This window comes from Qaidamihabitans albus (assembly GCF_016464705.1).
Lineage (GTDB): Bacteria > Actinomycetota > Actinomycetes > Mycobacteriales > Pseudonocardiaceae > Qaidamihabitans > Qaidamihabitans albus.
The window spans coordinates 13,457-30,242 of record NZ_JAEHOB010000011.1; the positions used below are offsets into that span (position 1 = coordinate 13,457).

The window sequence follows — 16,786 nt, forward strand, 5'->3', positions numbered from 1 at the left end:
TCTCGCAATACCACAAGGATATTCGCCTGTGCGTCGGTGGCCGTGCTGGCACTGGCCGGCTGCACGCAGAAGAACGAGGGCGGCGCGGGCGGCGCCGAGGGCGGTGACAACGTGACCGTGGCCTTCGTGCCGAAGATCCAGGGAATTCCCTACTTCGAGGCGATGAACACCGGCGGCAAGCAGGCCGCAGAAGAGATGGACGGCGTCGAATGGGTCTACAACGGACCGACGAGCGCCGACCCGGCCTCCCAGACGCAGATCGTCCGCACGCTCATCCAGCAGCAGGTGGACACGATCGTGGTCGCCCCGAACGACCCGAACTCGATGGCGCCGGTGCTCCAGGAGGCCAAGAACAAGGGCGCCACGGTGATGACCTCGGACACCGACGCGCCCGACTCGGTCCGCGAGGTGTTCGTCAGCCAGGCCAGCACCGAGGGCATCGGCAAGGCGCTGACCGACGAGCTGATGAAGGCGATGGGCGGCTCCGGCAAGTACGCGATCGTCTCCTGCGGCGAGACGGCGGAGAACCTGAACTCCTGGATCGAGGTGCAGAAGTCCTACACCGCCAGCGAGTACCCGGATGCCGAGATCGTGGACATCGTCTACGCCGGCGAGGACCAGGCCAGGGCGACGGCGATGGCCACCGACCTGATGAACGCCAACCCCGACCTCAAGGGCATCGTCGGTGAGTGCACGACGTCCGCACCCGGGGTCGCCCAGGCCGTCCAGGAGGCAGGCAAGGTCGGCGAGGTGTTCACGGTCGGGCTCGGCACGCCGAACAGCATGGAGCCCTTCCTCAAGTCGGGCGCATCGAGCGCGAGCGTCCTGTGGGACGTCGAGAAGCTCGGCTACCTCACCGCGTGGGCCGGCTACCACGTCAACCAGGGCAACGACCTCAACGCGGAACTGGAGAACGCGCCCGAGCTGGAGGGCGTCAGCTTCGACCCGGAGTCGAAGGTGCTGCTGCTCGGTGACCCGCTGGTGCTGACCGAGCAGAACGTCGGCGACTACGACTACTGAGGATTACCGAGCCCGTCGCGGGGGCCGGACCGGGGTGGGTGCGACCGGTCCGGTCGCCGCGGGGCCGGGCGGCGAGAGAGGACGAGAGTGCAGGACAGTGCGGCCACCGGGGGCGAGCCCGGAGAGGTGCTGCTCGGCGTCGAGGGGCTGAGCAAGAGCTACGGAGCCGTGCATGCCCTCAAACAGGTGAGCGTGGCGGTCCGCAGGGGGAGCGTGCACGCGGTCGTCGGGGAGAACGGCGCGGGCAAGTCCACCCTGATCAAGATCGTGTCCGGGGCCGAGCGGGCCGACGCAGGCACGATCACCTTCGACGGCAGTCCCGTCAGCATCACCGGCACCACGCAGGCGATGGACCTCGGGATCGCCACCGTCTACCAGGAACCGCAGCTGTTCGCCGACCTGACCGTGGCCGAGAACATCTTCCTCGGCCGGGAGATCCGGCATCGTGGCCGGATCGACTGGCGAGCGCAGAACCGGCGCGTGCACGACCTGCTCGCCGATCTCGGCCTGCCGCCCGGCTACGCCGGCCGCCAGGTGGGTGACCTTTCGGTGGCCGCCAAGCAGCAGGTGTCGATCGCGAAGGCGATGGCCGGTGACGCGCGCCTGCTCATCCTCGACGAACCGTCGGCCATCCTCACCGACAACGAGATCGAGATCCTGTTCGGCCTGGTGCGGCGCCTGGTGCGGCGCGGCATGGCCGTCATCTACATCAGCCACCGGCTGGACGAGCTCTTCCGCATCACCGACACCGTCACGGTCATGCGCGACGGGGAGGTCGTCGGCACCCACCCGACGCGGGAGCTGTCCGTCCGGGAAATCGCCGAGATGATGGTCGGTCACGAGCTGGACGCCGGGCACGCCCAGCAGCGGGAGGCGCCACGCGGTGAGCCGGCCCTGCGGCTGCGCGGGCTAGGCCGGGGCGAGCGCTTCCACGATGTCGACATCGACGTCGCGGCCGGTGAGATCGTCGCGATGTACGGCCTGGTGGGCAGCGGAGCCGACGAGATCGCCAAGACGCTCTACGGCATCGAGCCGAGTACCGCGGGCTCGATCACCGTCAACGGGGCCGAGGTCGAGATGCGCACGCCACGGGACGCCCAACGGCACCGGCTGGCGATGCTGCCCGCCGATCGCAAGCAGCAAGGCGTGTTCTCGATCCAGGACCTGGCGTTCAACATCACCACCGGGCACGCTCGCGGGTTCCGGCGCTTCGGCTTCCTGATGGACCGGGCCAGGGAGAACAGGGTGACCCGCGACCTGATGGGCAAGCTGGCCGTCAAGGCCCCCGGTCCGCACACGCCGATCAGCGCGCTCAGCGGCGGCAACCAGCAGAAGGTGGTGCTCGCCCGCCAGCTCGTCGAACGCCCCGCCGTGCTGGTGCTCGAGGAACCGACGCAGGGTGTCGACGTCGGCGCCAAGGAGGAGATCCACCGCCTGGTCGCCGAGCTGGCCGAGCAGGGCACGGCGGTCCTCGTCATCACCGCGGACCTGCCCGAGGCGCTGCGCGTCGCCGACCGGCTGATCGTCGTCCGGCAGGGGACCACGACCGTCGAGTTCGGCCCTGGCGCACGCCAGGCGGACGTGCTGGCCGCGGCCGCGGGCGACACCGGAACGGAGGACGCGCATGACCATGCTCACTGAGCAATCACCCGCGCCGGAGCCGCCCTCGCCGCGACGGCGGCCGCTGGACGCCCTCCGGAGCAGGATCACCGGGCAGGAGTTCGTCCTGTTCGGCGTGATCGCGCTGCTCTGGACGACGCTCGGCCTCGCGACGGACACCTTCATCGACACGGGCACGCTGAGCAACCTGGCCTACGTCGTCGCCCCGATCGCGCTGATCGGGATCGGGATGACCGTGGTGATCGTGGGGGGCGGTATCGACGTCTCCGTCGGCAGCGCCGTCACCGTCGTCACGGTGATCCTGGCCAAGCTCGTCCGCGACCAGGGGGTGTCGTTCCCGGTCGCGATTCTCGTCGCGGTCGGCGTCGGCGGCCTGCTCGGCCTGATGAACGGCCTGCTGATTTCCTTCGGCCGCGTGCACGCCATCATCATCACCTTCGGCACGCTCAACGTCTTCCGCTTCATCGCCCTGCGCATCTTCGACTCCGAGCAGGTGGCGGGCGTGCCGGACACGCTCGGCTTCCTCGGCGGCGGCCAGGCAGGCGAGACCTGGCACATCCCGCACGCGTTCCTGCTGATGCTCGTCCTCGCCGCGGCGACCTGGTGGTACATGCGCAACACCGCGGGTGGACGGCACTTCTACGCGATGGGCGGCGACCGGACCGCCGCGCGCCTCGCCGGCGTCAAGGTGCGCCGCAGAGAGGTGCTGGCCTACGTGCTGACCGGCGTGCTGGTCGGCCTCGCCGCCGCCGTCATCATCGGCAGCGGGGGCCTCATCGGCCAGAACGTCGGCGTCGGGCTGGAACTGCAGGTCATCGCCGCCGTGGTCATCGGTGGCACCAGCATCATGGGCGGCCGGGGCACCGTGCTCGGAACGGTGCTCGGTGCCCTGCTGGTCGGCACGGTCGCCTCGGGCGTGACGATCCTGCACTGGCCGAGCCAGCTGACGAGCCTGTTCGTCGGCGTGTTCATCCTGATCGCGGTCGGCACCGACGTGCTGCGCGAACGTTCGAGGAGGCGCGCATGAGTGCCATGCCTGCCGCGCCGGGCCGCACGGGCGGCGACGAGGGGAGCCGGAAGGAGAGCCTGCCGGCCCGCGCGCTGCGGGCGCTCGTGACGCAGCGGCTGGTGCTCCTGGTGACGCTGCTGGTCGGGCTGCTCGTCGTGATGAAGCTGCTGGAGAACGGCGGCTACCTCGTCGCGCCGTACAGCAGCGACTACCTCGCGGCCTCGCTGATCGACGCCGTGGCGCTCGGCATGCTCGCACTGGCCGAGCTGGTGGTGATCGTCTCCGGGCGCGGCGGCATCGACCTCTCCGTCGGTTCCATGGTCAGCCTTTCCGGGATGGTGTTCGGCTTCGCGATCGGCGAGTGGGGCTGGCCGCTGCTGCCCGCCGTCCTGTTCGCCGTGCTGGCCGGTGGTGCGCTGGGTGCCATCAACGGCTTCTTCGTGTCGGCGCTGGGTTTCCCTCCGCTGATCACCACACTGGCGACCTACTACGCCTACAGCTCGATCGCGCTGGTCATCAACAGCAGTTCGCCGATCTCCACCCCCGCGATCCAGGAACTGACCTGGCTCACCCAGACGGTCGAGCTGCCGCTGTTCGGTCAGTACGTGCCCGACTTCCCGATGGGCCTCTTCCTGTTCGCGATCCCGATCGTGGTGCTGCTGTGGCTCAACGTCACGCGCGGCACGTTCGGCCGCCAGCTCTACGCGATCGGTACCAACGACACCGCGGCCCGCTACGCTGGCGTGCCGGTCGGGTCGGTGCGCTTCCGTGCCTACCTGACCTCCGGTCTCATCTGCGGGCTCGTCGCCGTCGTCACCGTGTCCCAGTTCGCCTCCGCCCGCCCGGACGCGGGCACCACCGGCAACGGGATGGCCCTGCCCGCGATCACCATCGCCGTGCTCGGCGGGGTCGCCATCACCGGCGGCGTCGGCCGGGTGATCGGCGTGGTCGTCGCCACTGTCCTCGTGGTCTGGCTCAACGCCGGCATCCTGCTCTCCTTCGAGGGCTCCGAGGGCTCGCAGTACCAGCTCCTCGCGCTCGGCGGGGTGCTGATCTTCGCGGCGATCCTCAACGGCTTCGCAACCCGGCGATATGGAGGAACCTCGTGAGCGCAGTACTCGATCCCGACGCCGTGCCCGCCGAGCTGGTGGAGCTGACCCGCGCGCTGGGTGCGCGGGGGCGCGACCAGGCCATCCTGGCCGAGGGCAACACATCCTGCCGCCTCGACGGCGAGCGCATCGTCGTCAAGACCAGCGGCTCCAACATGGAGCGGGCCACGGCGGCCGACTTCGTCGTGGCCGACACCGCACCGCTGGTCGAGATGCTGCACGATCCCGGCGCGACACAGGCAGATCTCACCGCGGCCCTGGACGCCGGTGAGCACGACGGCCGCCGCGTGCGGGCGTCGATCGAGACGCTGGTGCACGTCGCCGTTCAGGCGGTGTCCCCGGCGCGGTGGGTGGCGCACACGCACCCGACCGCGGTCGTCGGGCTGCTCGCCAGCGTGGGCGCCGAGCGGGTCTTCGCGGAGGCGGTCTACTCGGACGAGGCCGTGGTGCTCGCCGACCCGTTGTTCGTGCCCTACGCCGAGCCAGGGCTGGCGCTCGGCAAGGTGGTGCACCGGAGCCTGCGGCGGCGGTTCGAGGAGACCGGCGAGCTGCCGAGGCTCGTGCTGCTCGCCAACCACGGCATCGTCGCGATCGCCGACTCCGCGGCGGGTGCGCAGGGCATCTGTGAGATGGCGGTCAAGTCGGCCACGGTCCGGCAGATCGCGCTCGCGGCGGGCGGCCTGCGGCCGATCGCCGCGGAGAGCGTCGCCGGGTACGTGGCGCGCGGTGACGTCGTCGAGCGACGGTCACGGCTGGGATGAGTCGATCGAGGATCCGGACGGTGAACGGAGTCGGGTGTGGGTAACGCGATCGGGGTACACGGCATGGTGTGGGTCGGCGGCTGGTCGCGCCCCGAGGCCGAGCGTGCGGTGGCGAGCACGGCCGAGGCGGGCTACGACCTGATCGAGCTGCCCGCTCTCGACCCGGCGTCGTTCGATGTGGACATGACGGCCCGGCTGCTGGAAAAGCACGGGCTCGCCGCCGCGGCCAGCCTGGGGCTCGACGACCACACCGACGTCTCCAGCACGGACGACGCGGTGGTGCGCGCGGGCAGGCGGCGGCTGGCGGACGCGCTCGCGCTGGTCCGCGACCTCGGTGGCGACTACCTGGGTGGGGTCGTCTACTCCAAGCTGGGCCGCTACGACCGCCCGGTGTCCGAACGAGGACGGGCGAACAGCATCGAGACGATCGCCGCGCTGGCCGACGAGGCCCGGCCGTCGGGCGTCACCGTCGGCGTCGAGATCTGCAACCGCTACGAGACCAACGTGCTCAACACCGTGGAGCAGGCGCTGGCGTTCATCGACGAGGCGGACCGCCCCAATCTGGTGGCACACCTGGACACCTACCACATGAACATCGAGGAGTCGTCGATGCGCGAGCCCGTGCTCGCGGCGCACCGCGCGGGCAGGCTCGGCTACATCCATGTCGGGGAGAGTCATCGGGGCAGGCTCGGCACGGGCACGATCGCGTGGCGGGAGTTCTTCGCGGCGCTGGCGGAGGTGGGCTACGGCGGCACGATCACGTTCGAGAGCTTCTCCTCCGAGGTGGTGCATCCTTCGCTTTCCTCGGCGTTGGCCATCTGGCGCGACACGTGGCGGGACAGCATGGACCTCGCCAGGGACGCGCGGGGATTCCTGCGCGCCCACCTCGACTCGTGAGTGGCTACGCGAGTTCTAACTCGGGTAGCCACTCACGAGCGGTACCAGCGGCAGCCGGTCGACGTCGGCCCGCGACAGGGCGTTCGCGGCTTCCCGCACGCGCTGCTGCTGCGCGGTGATGCGCTCGTCGACCACTTTGCCGAGCTCGTAGGCCAGCGCGCCCGTCTGCCGCACCGTGCGGTCGTCGAGCCTCGGCTGGCTGGTGGACGTGATGGCGATCCCGCTCACCTGCCCGGCGGAGTCCTGTGCCACGCCCACGCTGAACCGCTCGCGCGGGTTCTCCTCCGTGGCCGCGTAGTGCTCGCGCAGCTCGCGCAGCACCTCGTGCCACCGCAGCACCTCGCCGCGCAGCGGCGTCGCGGTGACGTCGGACTCGGTGAGACCCATCCCGCGCCGGCCGCCTGCGAAGCACCTTCCGTACGACAGCACCGCCGTCGTCCAGAGCGCCTCCAGCATCAGGTCGTCGGGCTCCGCGGACGGCGCGTCGAGCTGGGCGACCAGCCGTTCACAGCAGCGGAGCACGATCTGCAGGTCGTCGAAGATCGCCGCGAGGTCGGTGAGCGCCCGCGCGGCGGGCGTCTCCAGTTCGCGCACTGTCGTGGGCTGCTCGGTGGCGCTCGTCATGGGTGCTCCTTTCGCGGTTCAGTGGGACCGGCTCGCCGTGACGATGCCGTAGTCGTGCAGCTTGCGGTAGATCGTGGCCCTTGACATGCCGAGGGACTTCGCGGCCTGCGCCTTGTTGCCGTCGGCGTTGTGCAGGCTGCGCACGATGGCGTCGCGTTCGATCGACTCGAGCTGGCTCAGCGCCCGCCGCGTGACCGCGTGGTACTCGGCGGGCAGGTCGGTGGGCTGGATGGCACCGGTCCGGCGGCGATGCCGGGCGACGTGCTTGAGCACCCGGTAGAGCTGGGCGACGTTGCCTGGCCAGGTCGAGCGCATGAGCAGCTTCATCGCGCCGGGCGAACAGGTGAGCTGCCCGCCGTGGCTGAGCTTGTTCAGCAGGAAGGGCACCAGCTGGCGGAGGTCCTCGATGCGGTAGCGCAGCGGCGGTACCTGCACGGTGCGCGGTACGAGGGCCAGCAGCTCCGTCAGGTCGGGCCGCGTGTCGGTGCCCGGTGCGAGGGTCACGACCACCCAGGGCGCGTCGGCCTGGTGCCGGCTCCGCAGCTCGCCGAGCACGGCGGCCAGCGCGGCCGCGGTGGCCGCGTCGAGCTGGTCGACGTGGCGGAACACCAGCGCGCTCGGTGGGGTGCCTTCCAGCTCCCGGCGCACGCGTTCGAGCCAGCCCGCATCGGTCGCCTCGGCGGCGTCGAACGTGGCGGGCCGCTCGCCGGGCCGCCGACGCCGGTACACGCAGTCGGCGAGGGTGAACTTCCCGACGCCCGGCTCACCGACCAGCGCCAGCCACTCGCCCCAGTCGTAGCTGGCGTCCACCTCGTGGCAGCAGTGCAGCCACAGTGGTGCCGATCCGACGGTGCCGGGCAGGAACATCGGCAGCGTCGGCCCCGACGTCTCGGACTCGGCATCGGCATCGATGAGCTCGACGTGCAGCACACCACCGACGCTGGCGCCCCTGGTCGGCCCGGTCACGCTCCGGCAGTGCATCCGTACCTTGCTGCCGCTGGGCAGGGCGAGGGTCGTGCTGGTGCGCCCGCCCTCGGTCAGTGCCTGCCTGGCGCGCCCCAGCAGCATCGACTGGTCGGCCGGTTCGAGGAGCTGCCGGGCATAGTCGTTCATCATCACGACGTCGTCGTTGAGCGCCATCACGATGCCGCCGGTCCGCCGGCAGGCCTGCAGGTAGGCCTGGAAGAGCTCCAGCTCCCGGACGCTGGTGGTGGTCAGCAGGGCCTGGCGGATCTGCTCGGCGGCGGTGCGGGCCAGCGCGATCAGCAGCCCGCCCGCGTCCTTGCTCCAGCAGGTGAGATCCACCGCGCCGACCGTCTTGCCGGACAGCGGATGCTGGATCGGTACCCCGACGCAGGCGAGGTTCTCCAGGTGCTCGGCGTAGTGCTCGTGCCCGAAGACGTGCCTCGGCCTGCCGTCCTCGAGCGCGGTGCCGATGCCGTTGGTGCCGACGAACTGCTCGCCGTAGCTGAACCCGGGTACGAGGTCGACGCTCTCCAGGTGGCGGTGCAGGTCGGAGTCGCCGGTGTGCTGGCTGACGACCACCCCGGCGGGGTCGGTGAGGATCAGGCTGATCGGCTGCCCGTCGAGTTGCTCGTCGAGCTGCTTGAGCAGCGGCTGCGCGCTGCGGATCCACGCGGCGTCGAGGTCGTGGTCGTCGAAGTAGGGCACCTCGATCCGGTCGGCGGGCACCTGGGATCGCCGGGACCGCCACCACGAGGTCAGGATGGCGTCCCTGACCTCGCCCAGCTCGACGGACTCCGAGGTCAGGAACCGGATCCGGGCGTCGGCGAGCTCCGTGTCGGACGGTGCTCCACCGCGCCGCATCGTCGTGGACCGGGTCAGTGGGTTGCCGTCCATGGCGCCTCCTCGACCGTTCGCCGTCGAACGGGTTGGTCTCGCTGGTGCCGCAGATTGCCTGACCTGACCACCGTAGGCCCCCCGCGCTGTTCGTGGTGTCTCAAATTGAGACCACGCACCGGTCGGGGCGGGCTTGTCATGGAGGTCCGTCGAAGCAGCAGGAGGTGCCTGATGTCCCATGGCGAACCAGCGGAGGAGACCTACAGCCCGTGGACCCTCGTCAACGTGGTGTTCGGGCATCTGGCCGAGCGGGGCCTGCATCCGACGCTCGGCGACTCCGGTGATCCGGCCGAGCCCGCGGCGGCGCTGTTACGGGCGCTCGGCATCACGCCGGCGATGCACGGCGATTCCCGGATCGCGCACGACGTGCGCGAGGAGCTCGCCGAGTTGCGGACGAAACTGCTCGACGAACCGTGAGCCGCCCGTCTCATATTGAGACCCCAAAACCGCCTGGCGGGCACTGTAATGGGGATCACAGCCCCGGTGGCCCCCGGGAAAATCACTGCCGGCCATTTCGGCGGTGCGGCCGGGGCGCGGGACTGGGCCCGGACGATTCCGTCACCGTAGCCGGAGTGACGGGTAAGGAGTGATCATGAGTCGTCAGAGTGTGGCGAAAGCCCACCAGAAGATCCAGGAATTGGCCTGGGAACCGGCGTATCACGAGCCGGTGTCGCAATACGGAACCGACTACACGTTCCAGAAGGCGAAGAAAAGGGACCCGTTGAAGCAGGTGCTCCGCTCCTACTTCCCGATGGAGGAGGAGAAGGACCACCGGGTCTACGGAGCCGCCGACGGGGCGATCCGCGGGAACATGTTCCGGCAGGTGCAGGAGCGCTGGATGGAGTGGCAGAAGCTGTTCCTCTCCATCATCCCGCTGCCGGAGATCTCCGCGGCCAGGGCCATGCCGCTGCTGTTCCGTACGGTGCCGAATCCAGAACTGCACAACGGTCAGGCAATTCAGATGATCGACGAGGTCCGGCACTCGACGATTCAGCAGAACCTCAAGCGCCTCTACATGAACAACTACATCGACCCGGCCGGATTCAACTCGAGCCTGCGCAATTTCCAGAACGACTACGCCGGCACGATCGGCAGGCAGTTCGCCGAGGGATTCATCACCGGCGACGCGATCACCGCCGCGAGCATCTACCTGACCATTGTCGCCGAAACAGCGTTCACCAATACGCTGTTCGTGGCGATGCCGGGCGAGGCGGCCGCAAATGGTGACTATCTGTTGCCGACGGTCTTCCATTCGGTTCAGTCGGACGAGTCGAGGCACATCAGCAACGGTTACGCGACGTTGCTGATGGCGCTGTCCGACGAGAGCAACCACCAGTTGCTGGAGCGCGACTTGCGCTACGCCTGGTGGAACAACCACTGCGTGGTGGACGCGGCGATCGGCACCTTCATCGAGTACGGCACGAAGGACCGCCGCAAGGACCGGGAGAGCTACGCGGAGATGTGGCGCCGGTGGATCTACGACGACTACTACCGCAGCTACCTGATGCCGCTGGAGAAGTACGGCCTGGTGATCCCGCACGACCTCGTCGAGGAGTCCTGGAACCGCATCTGGAACAAGGGCTACGTGCACGAGGTGGCGCAGTTCTTCGCCACCGGCTGGATCGCGAACTACTGGCGCATCGACCCGATGACCGACGAGGACTTCGAGTGGTTCGAGTACAAGTACCCGGGCTGGTACGACAAGTACGGCGCCTGGTGGGAGAACTACAACCGGCTCTCGAAGCCGAACGGGCACAAGCCGATCGCGTTCGAGGACGTCGACTACGTCTACCCGCACCGCTGCTGGACCTGCATGGTGCCGTGCCTCATCCGCGAGGACATGGTGATGGACAAGGTCGACGACCAGTGGCGCACCTACTGTTCCGAGGGCTGCCACTGGACCGACGCCGTCGCCTTCCGGCCGACCTACCAGGGCAGGCAGACGCCGAACATGGGCCGGCTCACCGGGTCGCGTGAGTGGGAGACGCTGTATCACAACTGGAGCTTCGCCGACATCATCAAGGACATGGGCTACGTCCGCGACGACGGCAAGACCCTGGTGGCGCAACCGCATCTCGACCTCGACCCGAAGAAGATGTGGACGCTGGACCACCTGCGGGACTGCCCGCCGTTCCCGAGCCCGAACGTCACCCTCAACGAGATGACGGACGAGGAGCGCGAGGCCTTCCGCGCCGACTACGTCCGGCAGGGCCCGGGAGGCCGGCCCGCGCCGGCAGCCTGACCCGCCGGACGCCGTCCGGGTAACCGGAGGCGGGAGGGCGCCGGCGCCCGGCGCCCTCCCGCACCGGTTGCCGTCTTCAGTCACAGAGGATGAGGAAGTCATGGGAGACAAGCACCAGGTGCGCTTCGAACCGGTGGGCGTGGAGATCGAGGTCGACGAGGACCAGACGATTCTCCGAGCCGCCGCCGAGCAGGGCGTCATGCTCATGCACGGCTGCAAGGAGGGACAGTGCGCCGCCTGCAAGTCGTTCATCCTCGACGGTGACGACGTCGAGCACGACCGCTACTCGACATTCGCGCTGCCCGACTTCGAGAAGGAGGAGGGCTTCACGCTGCTGTGCCGGGCGCACGCGTACGAGGACCTGACCATCGAGCTGCTCAACTACGACGAGGAGCTGATCCGCTCGGGGCTGCCGATCCAGGAGGCGGTCGTCGAGGTGGTGTCGAACGAGCACGTCACGCACGACATGCGCCATCTCGTCGTGCGGCTGCTGGAACCGTCGACGCTGAAGTTCTTCCCAGGGCAGTACGTGGACTTCGCCGTGCCGGGTACCGGGCAGACGCGCTCCTTCTCGATGGCCAACACCACCACCAGGGACGACGGCAGGCTGGAGTTCGTCATCAAGGTCTACCCGGACGGCCTGTTCTCCCGGTTCCTGGACACGCAGGTCGGCGTCGGGGACCGGCTCGACATCACCGGTCCGTTCGGGGTCTTCACCCTGCGGGACTCGCCGAACGCCCGGCTGGTCTTCATCGGTGGCGGCGCGGGAATGGCGCCGATCCTGTCGCTGCTGCGGTCGATGGCCGAGCGCGGCATCGAGCGCGAGGCGACGTTCTACTACGGCGCGCGGGGCAGGCGCGACCTGTGCTTCGACAAGGAGCTGCGGGCGCTGACCGAGACACTGCCGGGTTTCCGTTACATTCCGGCACTTTCCGAGCCGCAGGAGGGTGAGGAATGGGACGGGGAGGTTGGCCTGGTCACGGATGTGGTCCGCCGCCACGAATCCGACCTGTCCGGCGCCGACGCCTACGTGTGCGGACCTCCGCCGATGGTGGAGGCGGCGGTCGAGCTGCTGCCCGCGCTGGGTGTGGAGGACAAGCGCGTGTTCTACGACAAGTTCACCACCACCGGCGACGGGGACGAGACGTGAGCGCACCGAAGGTAATCCCAAGCATCGAAGGTAAAGGACAAGGCCGATGACAGTCACGCCAGAACGCAGCGTGCCGAAGCCGGTGTTCACCGACGCCGAGGCGGGCGCCAGGGACTTCCCGGACTCGGAGCTGCGGCACTTCAACTACTTCGTCCCCAAGAAACGCAAGCAGAGTCACTACGAGGACGTGACCGTCGAGGTACAGCCCGACCCGCGGCACTACCTGTCGCAGGGCTGGCTCTACGGGTTCGCCGACGGCAAGGGTGGCTACCCGCTGGAGTGGACTGCGCTCAAGGCGTGGGGCTCCGACCGGCCCGAACCCGAGCGCTTCCCCGGCTCGGGAGGGCAGGGCTACGAGTGGCCCGCACACGGCTGGCACGAGTTCCGGGACCCGAACGAGGAGTGGGAACAGAGCATCTACCGGAACAACTCCAACGTGGTCCGCCAGCTCAACCAGAACGTGGAGGCCGCGCGCCAGTCCAAGGCGTTCGAGCAGTGGAACCGCAACTGGGTGCAGTTCGTCGCGCAGCACGTCGGCGCGTGGATGCACGTCGACCACGGACTCGGGCTGTACCTGTTCGCCAACGCCAACCGCAGGGGCCCGACCAACATGCACAACACCGCGATCTCGGTGAACAGCATGCACCGCATCCGTTCCGCCCAGGACCTGGCGCTGTACAACCTCACGCTGTCCGAGGAGATCGAGGGGTTCGACGGTACGGCCCACCACGAGACCTGGAACAACGACCCGAGCTGGCAGGGCGTGCGGGAGACCGCCGAGCAGCTGACCGGGATCTGGGACTGGGCCGAGGCGGTGTTCGCCGCGAACGTGGTGTTCGAGCCGCTGGTGGGCGAAATGTTCCGGAGCAACCTGGTGCAGCAGGCGGCGCCCGGCAACGGCGACTTCGTCACCCCGACGCTGATCGGGGCGGAGGAGTACGACTACGCCGAGCGGGACCTGCGCTACACGCGGGTGCTGTTCGAGCCACTGGTCAGCGACAAGGAGTTCGCCGACCACAACACGAAGATCATGCAGTCGTGGCTGGCGACGTGGGTGCCGCGCTGCCTGAGCGCGGTGCGGATGCTGCAGCCGTTGTGGTCGCAGCCGGACGCGAAGCCACCCCGTTTCGAGGACGGGCTCGACCGGGCGAAGGGCCGCTTCGGCGGAATCCTGTCCGATCTCGGCCTGCAGGCACCGAAGGAGCTGAACCAGTGACGACATCCAAGACGGCGGAGAGCCCGTTCGCCTCCAACAGCACCGCCTCCAACATGTGCGGCTTCACGCTGATGAACAACCAGGTCGGTGAGATCATCGCCGAGGTGATGCGGACCAAGGACGACGTCACGGTCACCCCGCTGCCCTCGATGATCCGTGTCGATGCCCACCGGCGCATGGACGTCGTCTACGCCGAGATCGATGAGGCGGCCGGCGAGGAGGACGGCTGGTTCGACCAGGCCGAGTTCGAGGAGAGCATGTCCACGCACTACGGCCGCATGATCCACCTCGACGACCGCACGATCATGTTCGCCAACCCCGAGGACGCCGCCGACTACCTCGACTTCGACCTGAAGCCCGTTCGGTGACGAGCGCTGCACATCACCACCCCGGGAAACGGTTCGCCGGGCCGCGGCCGGACACAGCTCCGGCGCGGCCCGGCGGGCCGGGACCCGCCACCGCGACACCAGCAAGGGAGACCTAGCGCATCATGTATACCAAGGACGGAGAGAACTACTACATCGTCGACAGCCACGTCCACTTCTGGGACGGCAGCCCGGCCAACCAGGCCAACCGGTACGGCAAGGGCTTCACCGAGTGCTTCTACGACTACCACCGCAACCTCAGCCCCGAGGAATGGGTGTGGTCGCTGGAGAAGTTCGGGAAGTACTCGGAGGAGACGCTGGTCGAGGACCTGTTCGAGGTCGGTTACGTCGACAAGGCGATCTTCCAGCCGACCTACCTCACCGACTTCTACGTCAACGGGTTCAACACCACCGAGCAGGACGGCGCCGTGGCGGAGCGGCATCCGGGCAAGTTCATCGTCAACGGTGCCTGGGACCCGCGCGACGGCGAGGAGGGCCTCGGGCAGCTGGAGGCGCTGGCCGAACGCTGGAACCTCAGGGGCGTGAAGCTATACACCGCGGAGTGGAAGGGCTCCTCGAAGGGCTGGAAGCTCACCGACGACTGGTCCTACCGCTATCTTGAGAAGTGCGAGGAGCTGGGGGTCAGGAACATCCACGTCCACAAGGGACCGACGATCTACCCGCTGAACCGGGACGCGTTCGACGTGGCCGACGTCGACGACGTGGCCACCGCGTTCCCTGGGCTGAACTTCATCATCGAGCACGTCGGGCTGCCGCGGCTCGAGGACTTCTGCTGGATCGCCACGCAGGAGCCGAACGTCTACGGCGGACTCGCGGTCGCGATGCCGTTCATCCACTCGCGGCCCCGCTACTTCGCGCAGATCATCGGGGAGCTGCTCTACTGGCTCGACGAGAACCGGCTCACCTTCGCCAGCGACTACGCGATCTGGCACCCGAAGTGGCTGGTCGAGCAGTTCGTCGACTTCCAGATCCCGGAGGACATGCAGTCCGAGTACGGCGTGCTGACGCCCGACATCAAGCGCAAGATCCTCGGGCTCAACGCCGCGAAGCTCTACGACATCGACGTTCCGCCGTCCGTGGCGGTCGCGGACGCGCCGGTGGAGAGCGGGGAAGCGGTCGGCTCCGCGCCGGTGGTGCCGGCATGACCGCGACAGTGACGCTGGCCGAGCGGGCCTGGCAGGCACTCTCCGGTGTCCGGGATCCCGAGCTCGACCAGCCGATCACCGATCTCGGCTTCGTAGTGGCCGCCGCGGTGCGCGACGGCGAGGTCAGCGTGCGCCTGCGGCTGCCGACGTACTTCTGCGCCCCGAACTTCGCGTACCTGATGGTGGCCGACGCCTACGACGCCCTGCTCGCGCTGCCGGAGTTCGACCGGGTGGAGGTGCGGCTGACCGACCACTTCGCCGCCGAGGAGATCAACGCCGGGGTCGCCGCCGAGGCCGGGTTCGCCGGTGCGTTCGCGGATCAGGCGACCGGTGAGCTGGAGGAGCTGAGGCGGACGTTCCGCAGCAAGGCGCACCTGGCCTGCCTTGAGCGCACCTGCCGGAGGTTGATCGAGGACGGCTGGCAGGTGGACGCGCTGGCGGACACCACGCTCGGCCAGCTCCCGGAGTCCGCCGAGCGGGACAGCCTGCTGCGGCGACGGGCCGAGATGGGCCTGCCCACCGGCGCCGAAGCGCCGCTGTTCGTCGACGACGACGGCGCGCCGGTACCCGCCGGGCGCCTGCCCGAGCGGCTGCGGTTCGCGCGGGCCGTCCGGGTCAGCATCGACGGCAACGCGGGGCTGTGCCGGGGACTGCTGCGCACGCGGTACGGCGTGACGGAACAGGAGGGCGTGTCATGAAGGCGGTCCGGCTCCATTCCTACCACCGGCAGCCGGTCGTCGAGGACGTGCCGGAGCCCACGGCGAAAGGCCCGTTCGACGTGGTGGTGAGGATCGGCGGCGCCGGCGTGTGCCGCACCGACCTGCACATCATCGAGGAGCAGTGGGCGGAGAAGTCCGGGGTGCGGCTGCCCTACACGATCGGCCACGAGAACGCCGGCTGGGTGCACGAGGTGGGCTCCGCGGTGACCAACGTGGCCGTCGGCGACACCGTGATCCTGCATCCCACCCCGACGTGCGGGCTGTGCCGTGCCTGCCGGGCCGGCGACGACATGCACTGTGCCGACAACGCGTTCCCCGGCATCGACTCCGACGGAGGCATGGCGGAGTACCTGCTCACCTCCGCCCGGGCCTGCATCAAGCTCGACCCCGCGACGCGCCCCGAGGACGTCGCCGCGCTCGCCGACGCGGGCATCACGGCATACCACGCCGTGCGCAAGGCGGCGCCGCTGTTGCCTCCCGGCACGACTTGCGTGGTCAACGGGGCCGGCGGGCTCGGCCACATCGGCATCCAGTCGCTGGCCGCGCTGACGGCGACCAGGATCGTCGTCGTCGACCGCAACGAGGAGGCCCTCCAACTGGCCGCGCGGCTCGGTGCCGACGAGACCGTGCTCGCCGACGGCAAGCAGGTCGAGGCGGTGCTCGACCTGACCGGCGGCGAAGGGGCCGAGGTGGTGCTGGACTTCGTCGCCGAGCAGGGCGCCCAGCAGGACGCATTCGCGATGACCCGCCGCGCCGGGTCGCACTTCGTGATCGGCTACGGCAGCAACATCGACATCCCGACGATCGACATCATCTCCACCGAGCGCAACGTGGTGGGCAACCTGGTGGGGACCTACAACGACCTCGCCGAGCTGATGGTGCTTGCGCAGGCGGGCAAGGTCACCCTCCACACCAAGCGGTATCCGCTGGACGCGGCGCTCGACGCACTGGCCGATCTGGACGCCGGCCGGGTCCGTGGCCGCGCGATTCTCGTTCCCTGACCCACCTCGCACCAGAGAAGGAGCAAC

Annotated in this window: 16 protein-coding genes; 14 read left to right on the forward strand and 2 right to left on the reverse strand. The window is 69.0% G+C overall.

Going from position 1 to position 16,786, the window contains the following annotated elements; all coding sequences use genetic code 11:
• The first annotated feature begins 36 nt into the window (after nt 1-36).
• The 6 genes from JAP66_RS20510 to JAP66_RS20535 all read left to right on the forward strand — a co-directional run bounded on the left by JAP66_RS20510 (nt 37) and on the right by JAP66_RS20535 (nt 6,416).
• The gene (locus JAP66_RS20510; RefSeq protein WP_307849646.1) at nt 37-1,020 is read left to right on the forward strand and encodes an autoinducer 2 ABC transporter substrate-binding protein; all 984 of its coding nucleotides are present in this window, start codon (nt 37-39) and stop codon (nt 1,018-1,020) included.
• Between the two features lie 87 nt (nt 1,021-1,107).
• Nucleotides 1,108-2,661 (forward strand): sugar ABC transporter ATP-binding protein, encoded by a 1,554-nt coding sequence (locus JAP66_RS20515; RefSeq protein WP_199433432.1) that lies wholly within the window; start codon nt 1,108-1,110, stop codon nt 2,659-2,661.
• Nucleotides 2,645-3,667 (forward strand): ABC transporter permease, encoded by a 1,023-nt coding sequence (locus JAP66_RS20520; protein WP_199433433.1) that lies wholly within the window; start codon nt 2,645-2,647, stop codon nt 3,665-3,667. Before JAP66_RS20515 ends, JAP66_RS20520 begins: the two co-directional genes overlap by 17 nt.
• On the forward strand, nt 3,664-4,758 hold the full coding sequence (locus JAP66_RS20525; RefSeq protein ID WP_199433434.1) for an ABC transporter permease: 1,095 nt from the start codon (nt 3,664-3,666) through the stop codon (nt 4,756-4,758). The genes JAP66_RS20520 and JAP66_RS20525 overlap by 4 nt, the downstream gene beginning before the upstream one ends.
• On the forward strand, nt 4,755-5,519 hold the full coding sequence (locus tag JAP66_RS20530; protein ID WP_199433435.1) for a class II aldolase/adducin family protein: 765 nt from the start codon (nt 4,755-4,757) through the stop codon (nt 5,517-5,519). Before JAP66_RS20525 ends, JAP66_RS20530 begins: the two co-directional genes overlap by 4 nt.
• Nucleotides 5,520-5,555: 36 nt before the next feature.
• On the forward strand, nt 5,556-6,416 hold the full coding sequence (locus JAP66_RS20535; RefSeq protein WP_307849647.1) for a sugar phosphate isomerase/epimerase family protein: 861 nt from the start codon (nt 5,556-5,558) through the stop codon (nt 6,414-6,416).
• Between the two features lie 15 nt (nt 6,417-6,431).
• On the opposite strand, the gene JAP66_RS20540 is transcribed toward JAP66_RS20535, so the two are convergent.
• Nucleotides 6,432-7,040 carry a hypothetical protein gene (locus JAP66_RS20540; RefSeq protein WP_199433436.1) on the reverse strand — a complete coding sequence of 203 codons (609 nt, stop codon included), beginning with the start codon at nt 7,038-7,040 and terminating at the stop codon, nt 6,432-6,434.
• A gap of 18 nt (nt 7,041-7,058) precedes the next feature.
• On the reverse strand, nt 7,059-8,900 hold the full coding sequence (locus tag JAP66_RS20545; RefSeq protein ID WP_235999198.1) for a sigma-54-dependent Fis family transcriptional regulator: 1,842 nt from the start codon (nt 8,898-8,900) through the stop codon (nt 7,059-7,061).
• A 171-nt stretch (nt 8,901-9,071) separates the two neighbouring features.
• Here JAP66_RS20545 and JAP66_RS20550 point away from each other — a divergent pair, with 171 nt between their 5' ends.
• The 8 genes from JAP66_RS20550 to JAP66_RS20585 all read left to right on the forward strand — a co-directional run bounded on the left by JAP66_RS20550 (nt 9,072) and on the right by JAP66_RS20585 (nt 16,759).
• A complete protein-coding gene (locus JAP66_RS20550; RefSeq protein WP_199433437.1) occupies nt 9,072-9,317 on the forward strand; it encodes a hypothetical protein in 246 nt (81 codons plus the stop codon).
• A 175-nt stretch (nt 9,318-9,492) separates the two neighbouring features.
• Nucleotides 9,493-11,142, forward strand: a complete 1,650-nt coding sequence (locus JAP66_RS20555) for a ferritin family protein (protein WP_199433438.1) — start codon at nt 9,493-9,495, stop codon at nt 11,140-11,142.
• A 100-nt stretch (nt 11,143-11,242) separates the two neighbouring features.
• The gene (locus JAP66_RS20560; protein ID WP_199433439.1) at nt 11,243-12,292 is read left to right on the forward strand and encodes an FAD-binding oxidoreductase; all 1,050 of its coding nucleotides are present in this window, start codon (nt 11,243-11,245) and stop codon (nt 12,290-12,292) included.
• A gap of 46 nt (nt 12,293-12,338) precedes the next feature.
• Nucleotides 12,339-13,508, forward strand: coding sequence for a ferritin family protein (locus JAP66_RS20565; RefSeq protein ID WP_199433440.1), 1,170 nt, complete (start codon nt 12,339-12,341; stop codon nt 13,506-13,508).
• Entirely contained in the window at nt 13,505-13,876 is a 372-nt protein-coding gene (gene mimD / locus JAP66_RS20570) for a propane 2-monooxygenase effector subunit MimD (protein ID WP_199433441.1), read from the forward strand. The genes JAP66_RS20565 and mimD overlap by 4 nt, the downstream gene beginning before the upstream one ends.
• Before the next feature lie 122 nt (nt 13,877-13,998).
• Nucleotides 13,999-15,039 (forward strand): amidohydrolase family protein, encoded by a 1,041-nt coding sequence (locus JAP66_RS20575; RefSeq protein WP_199433442.1) that lies wholly within the window; start codon nt 13,999-14,001, stop codon nt 15,037-15,039.
• Complete coding sequence (locus JAP66_RS20580; protein ID WP_199433443.1) at nt 15,036-15,737, forward strand: iron-sulfur cluster assembly protein; 702 nt, start codon at nt 15,036-15,038, stop codon at nt 15,735-15,737. The genes JAP66_RS20575 and JAP66_RS20580 overlap by 4 nt, the downstream gene beginning before the upstream one ends.
• Nucleotides 15,734-16,759, forward strand: coding sequence for an NAD(P)-dependent alcohol dehydrogenase (locus tag JAP66_RS20585; protein WP_199433444.1), 1,026 nt, complete (start codon nt 15,734-15,736; stop codon nt 16,757-16,759). The genes JAP66_RS20580 and JAP66_RS20585 overlap by 4 nt, the downstream gene beginning before the upstream one ends.
• Nucleotides 16,760-16,786 lie beyond the last annotated feature (27 nt).

Excerpts from the sequence above, each read along its gene's own strand:
- JAP66_RS20580 (WP_199433443.1), top strand. The coding sequence starts at position 15,036 with ATGACCGCGACAGTGACGCTGGCCGAGCGGGCCTGGCAGGCACTCTCC.
- JAP66_RS20560 (WP_199433439.1), top strand. The coding sequence starts at position 11,243 with ATGGGAGACAAGCACCAGGTGCGCTTCGAACCGGTGGGCGTGGAGATC.
- JAP66_RS20520 (WP_199433433.1), top strand. The coding sequence starts at position 2,645 with ATGACCATGCTCACTGAGCAATCACCCGCGCCGGAGCCGCCCTCGCCG.
- JAP66_RS20575 (WP_199433442.1), top strand. The coding sequence starts at position 13,999 with ATGTATACCAAGGACGGAGAGAACTACTACATCGTCGACAGCCACGTC.
- JAP66_RS20555 (WP_199433438.1), top strand. The coding sequence starts at position 9,493 with ATGAGTCGTCAGAGTGTGGCGAAAGCCCACCAGAAGATCCAGGAATTG.
- JAP66_RS20525 (WP_199433434.1), top strand. The coding sequence starts at position 3,664 with ATGAGTGCCATGCCTGCCGCGCCGGGCCGCACGGGCGGCGACGAGGGG.
- JAP66_RS20550 (WP_199433437.1), top strand. The coding sequence starts at position 9,072 with ATGTCCCATGGCGAACCAGCGGAGGAGACCTACAGCCCGTGGACCCTC.
- JAP66_RS20545 (WP_235999198.1), bottom strand. The coding sequence starts at position 8,900 with ATGGACGGCAACCCACTGACCCGGTCCACGACGATGCGGCGCGGTGGA.
- JAP66_RS20540 (WP_199433436.1), bottom strand. The coding sequence starts at position 7,040 with ATGACGAGCGCCACCGAGCAGCCCACGACAGTGCGCGAACTGGAGACG.
- JAP66_RS20585 (WP_199433444.1), top strand. The coding sequence starts at position 15,734 with ATGAAGGCGGTCCGGCTCCATTCCTACCACCGGCAGCCGGTCGTCGAG.
- JAP66_RS20565 (WP_199433440.1), top strand. The coding sequence starts at position 12,339 with ATGACAGTCACGCCAGAACGCAGCGTGCCGAAGCCGGTGTTCACCGAC.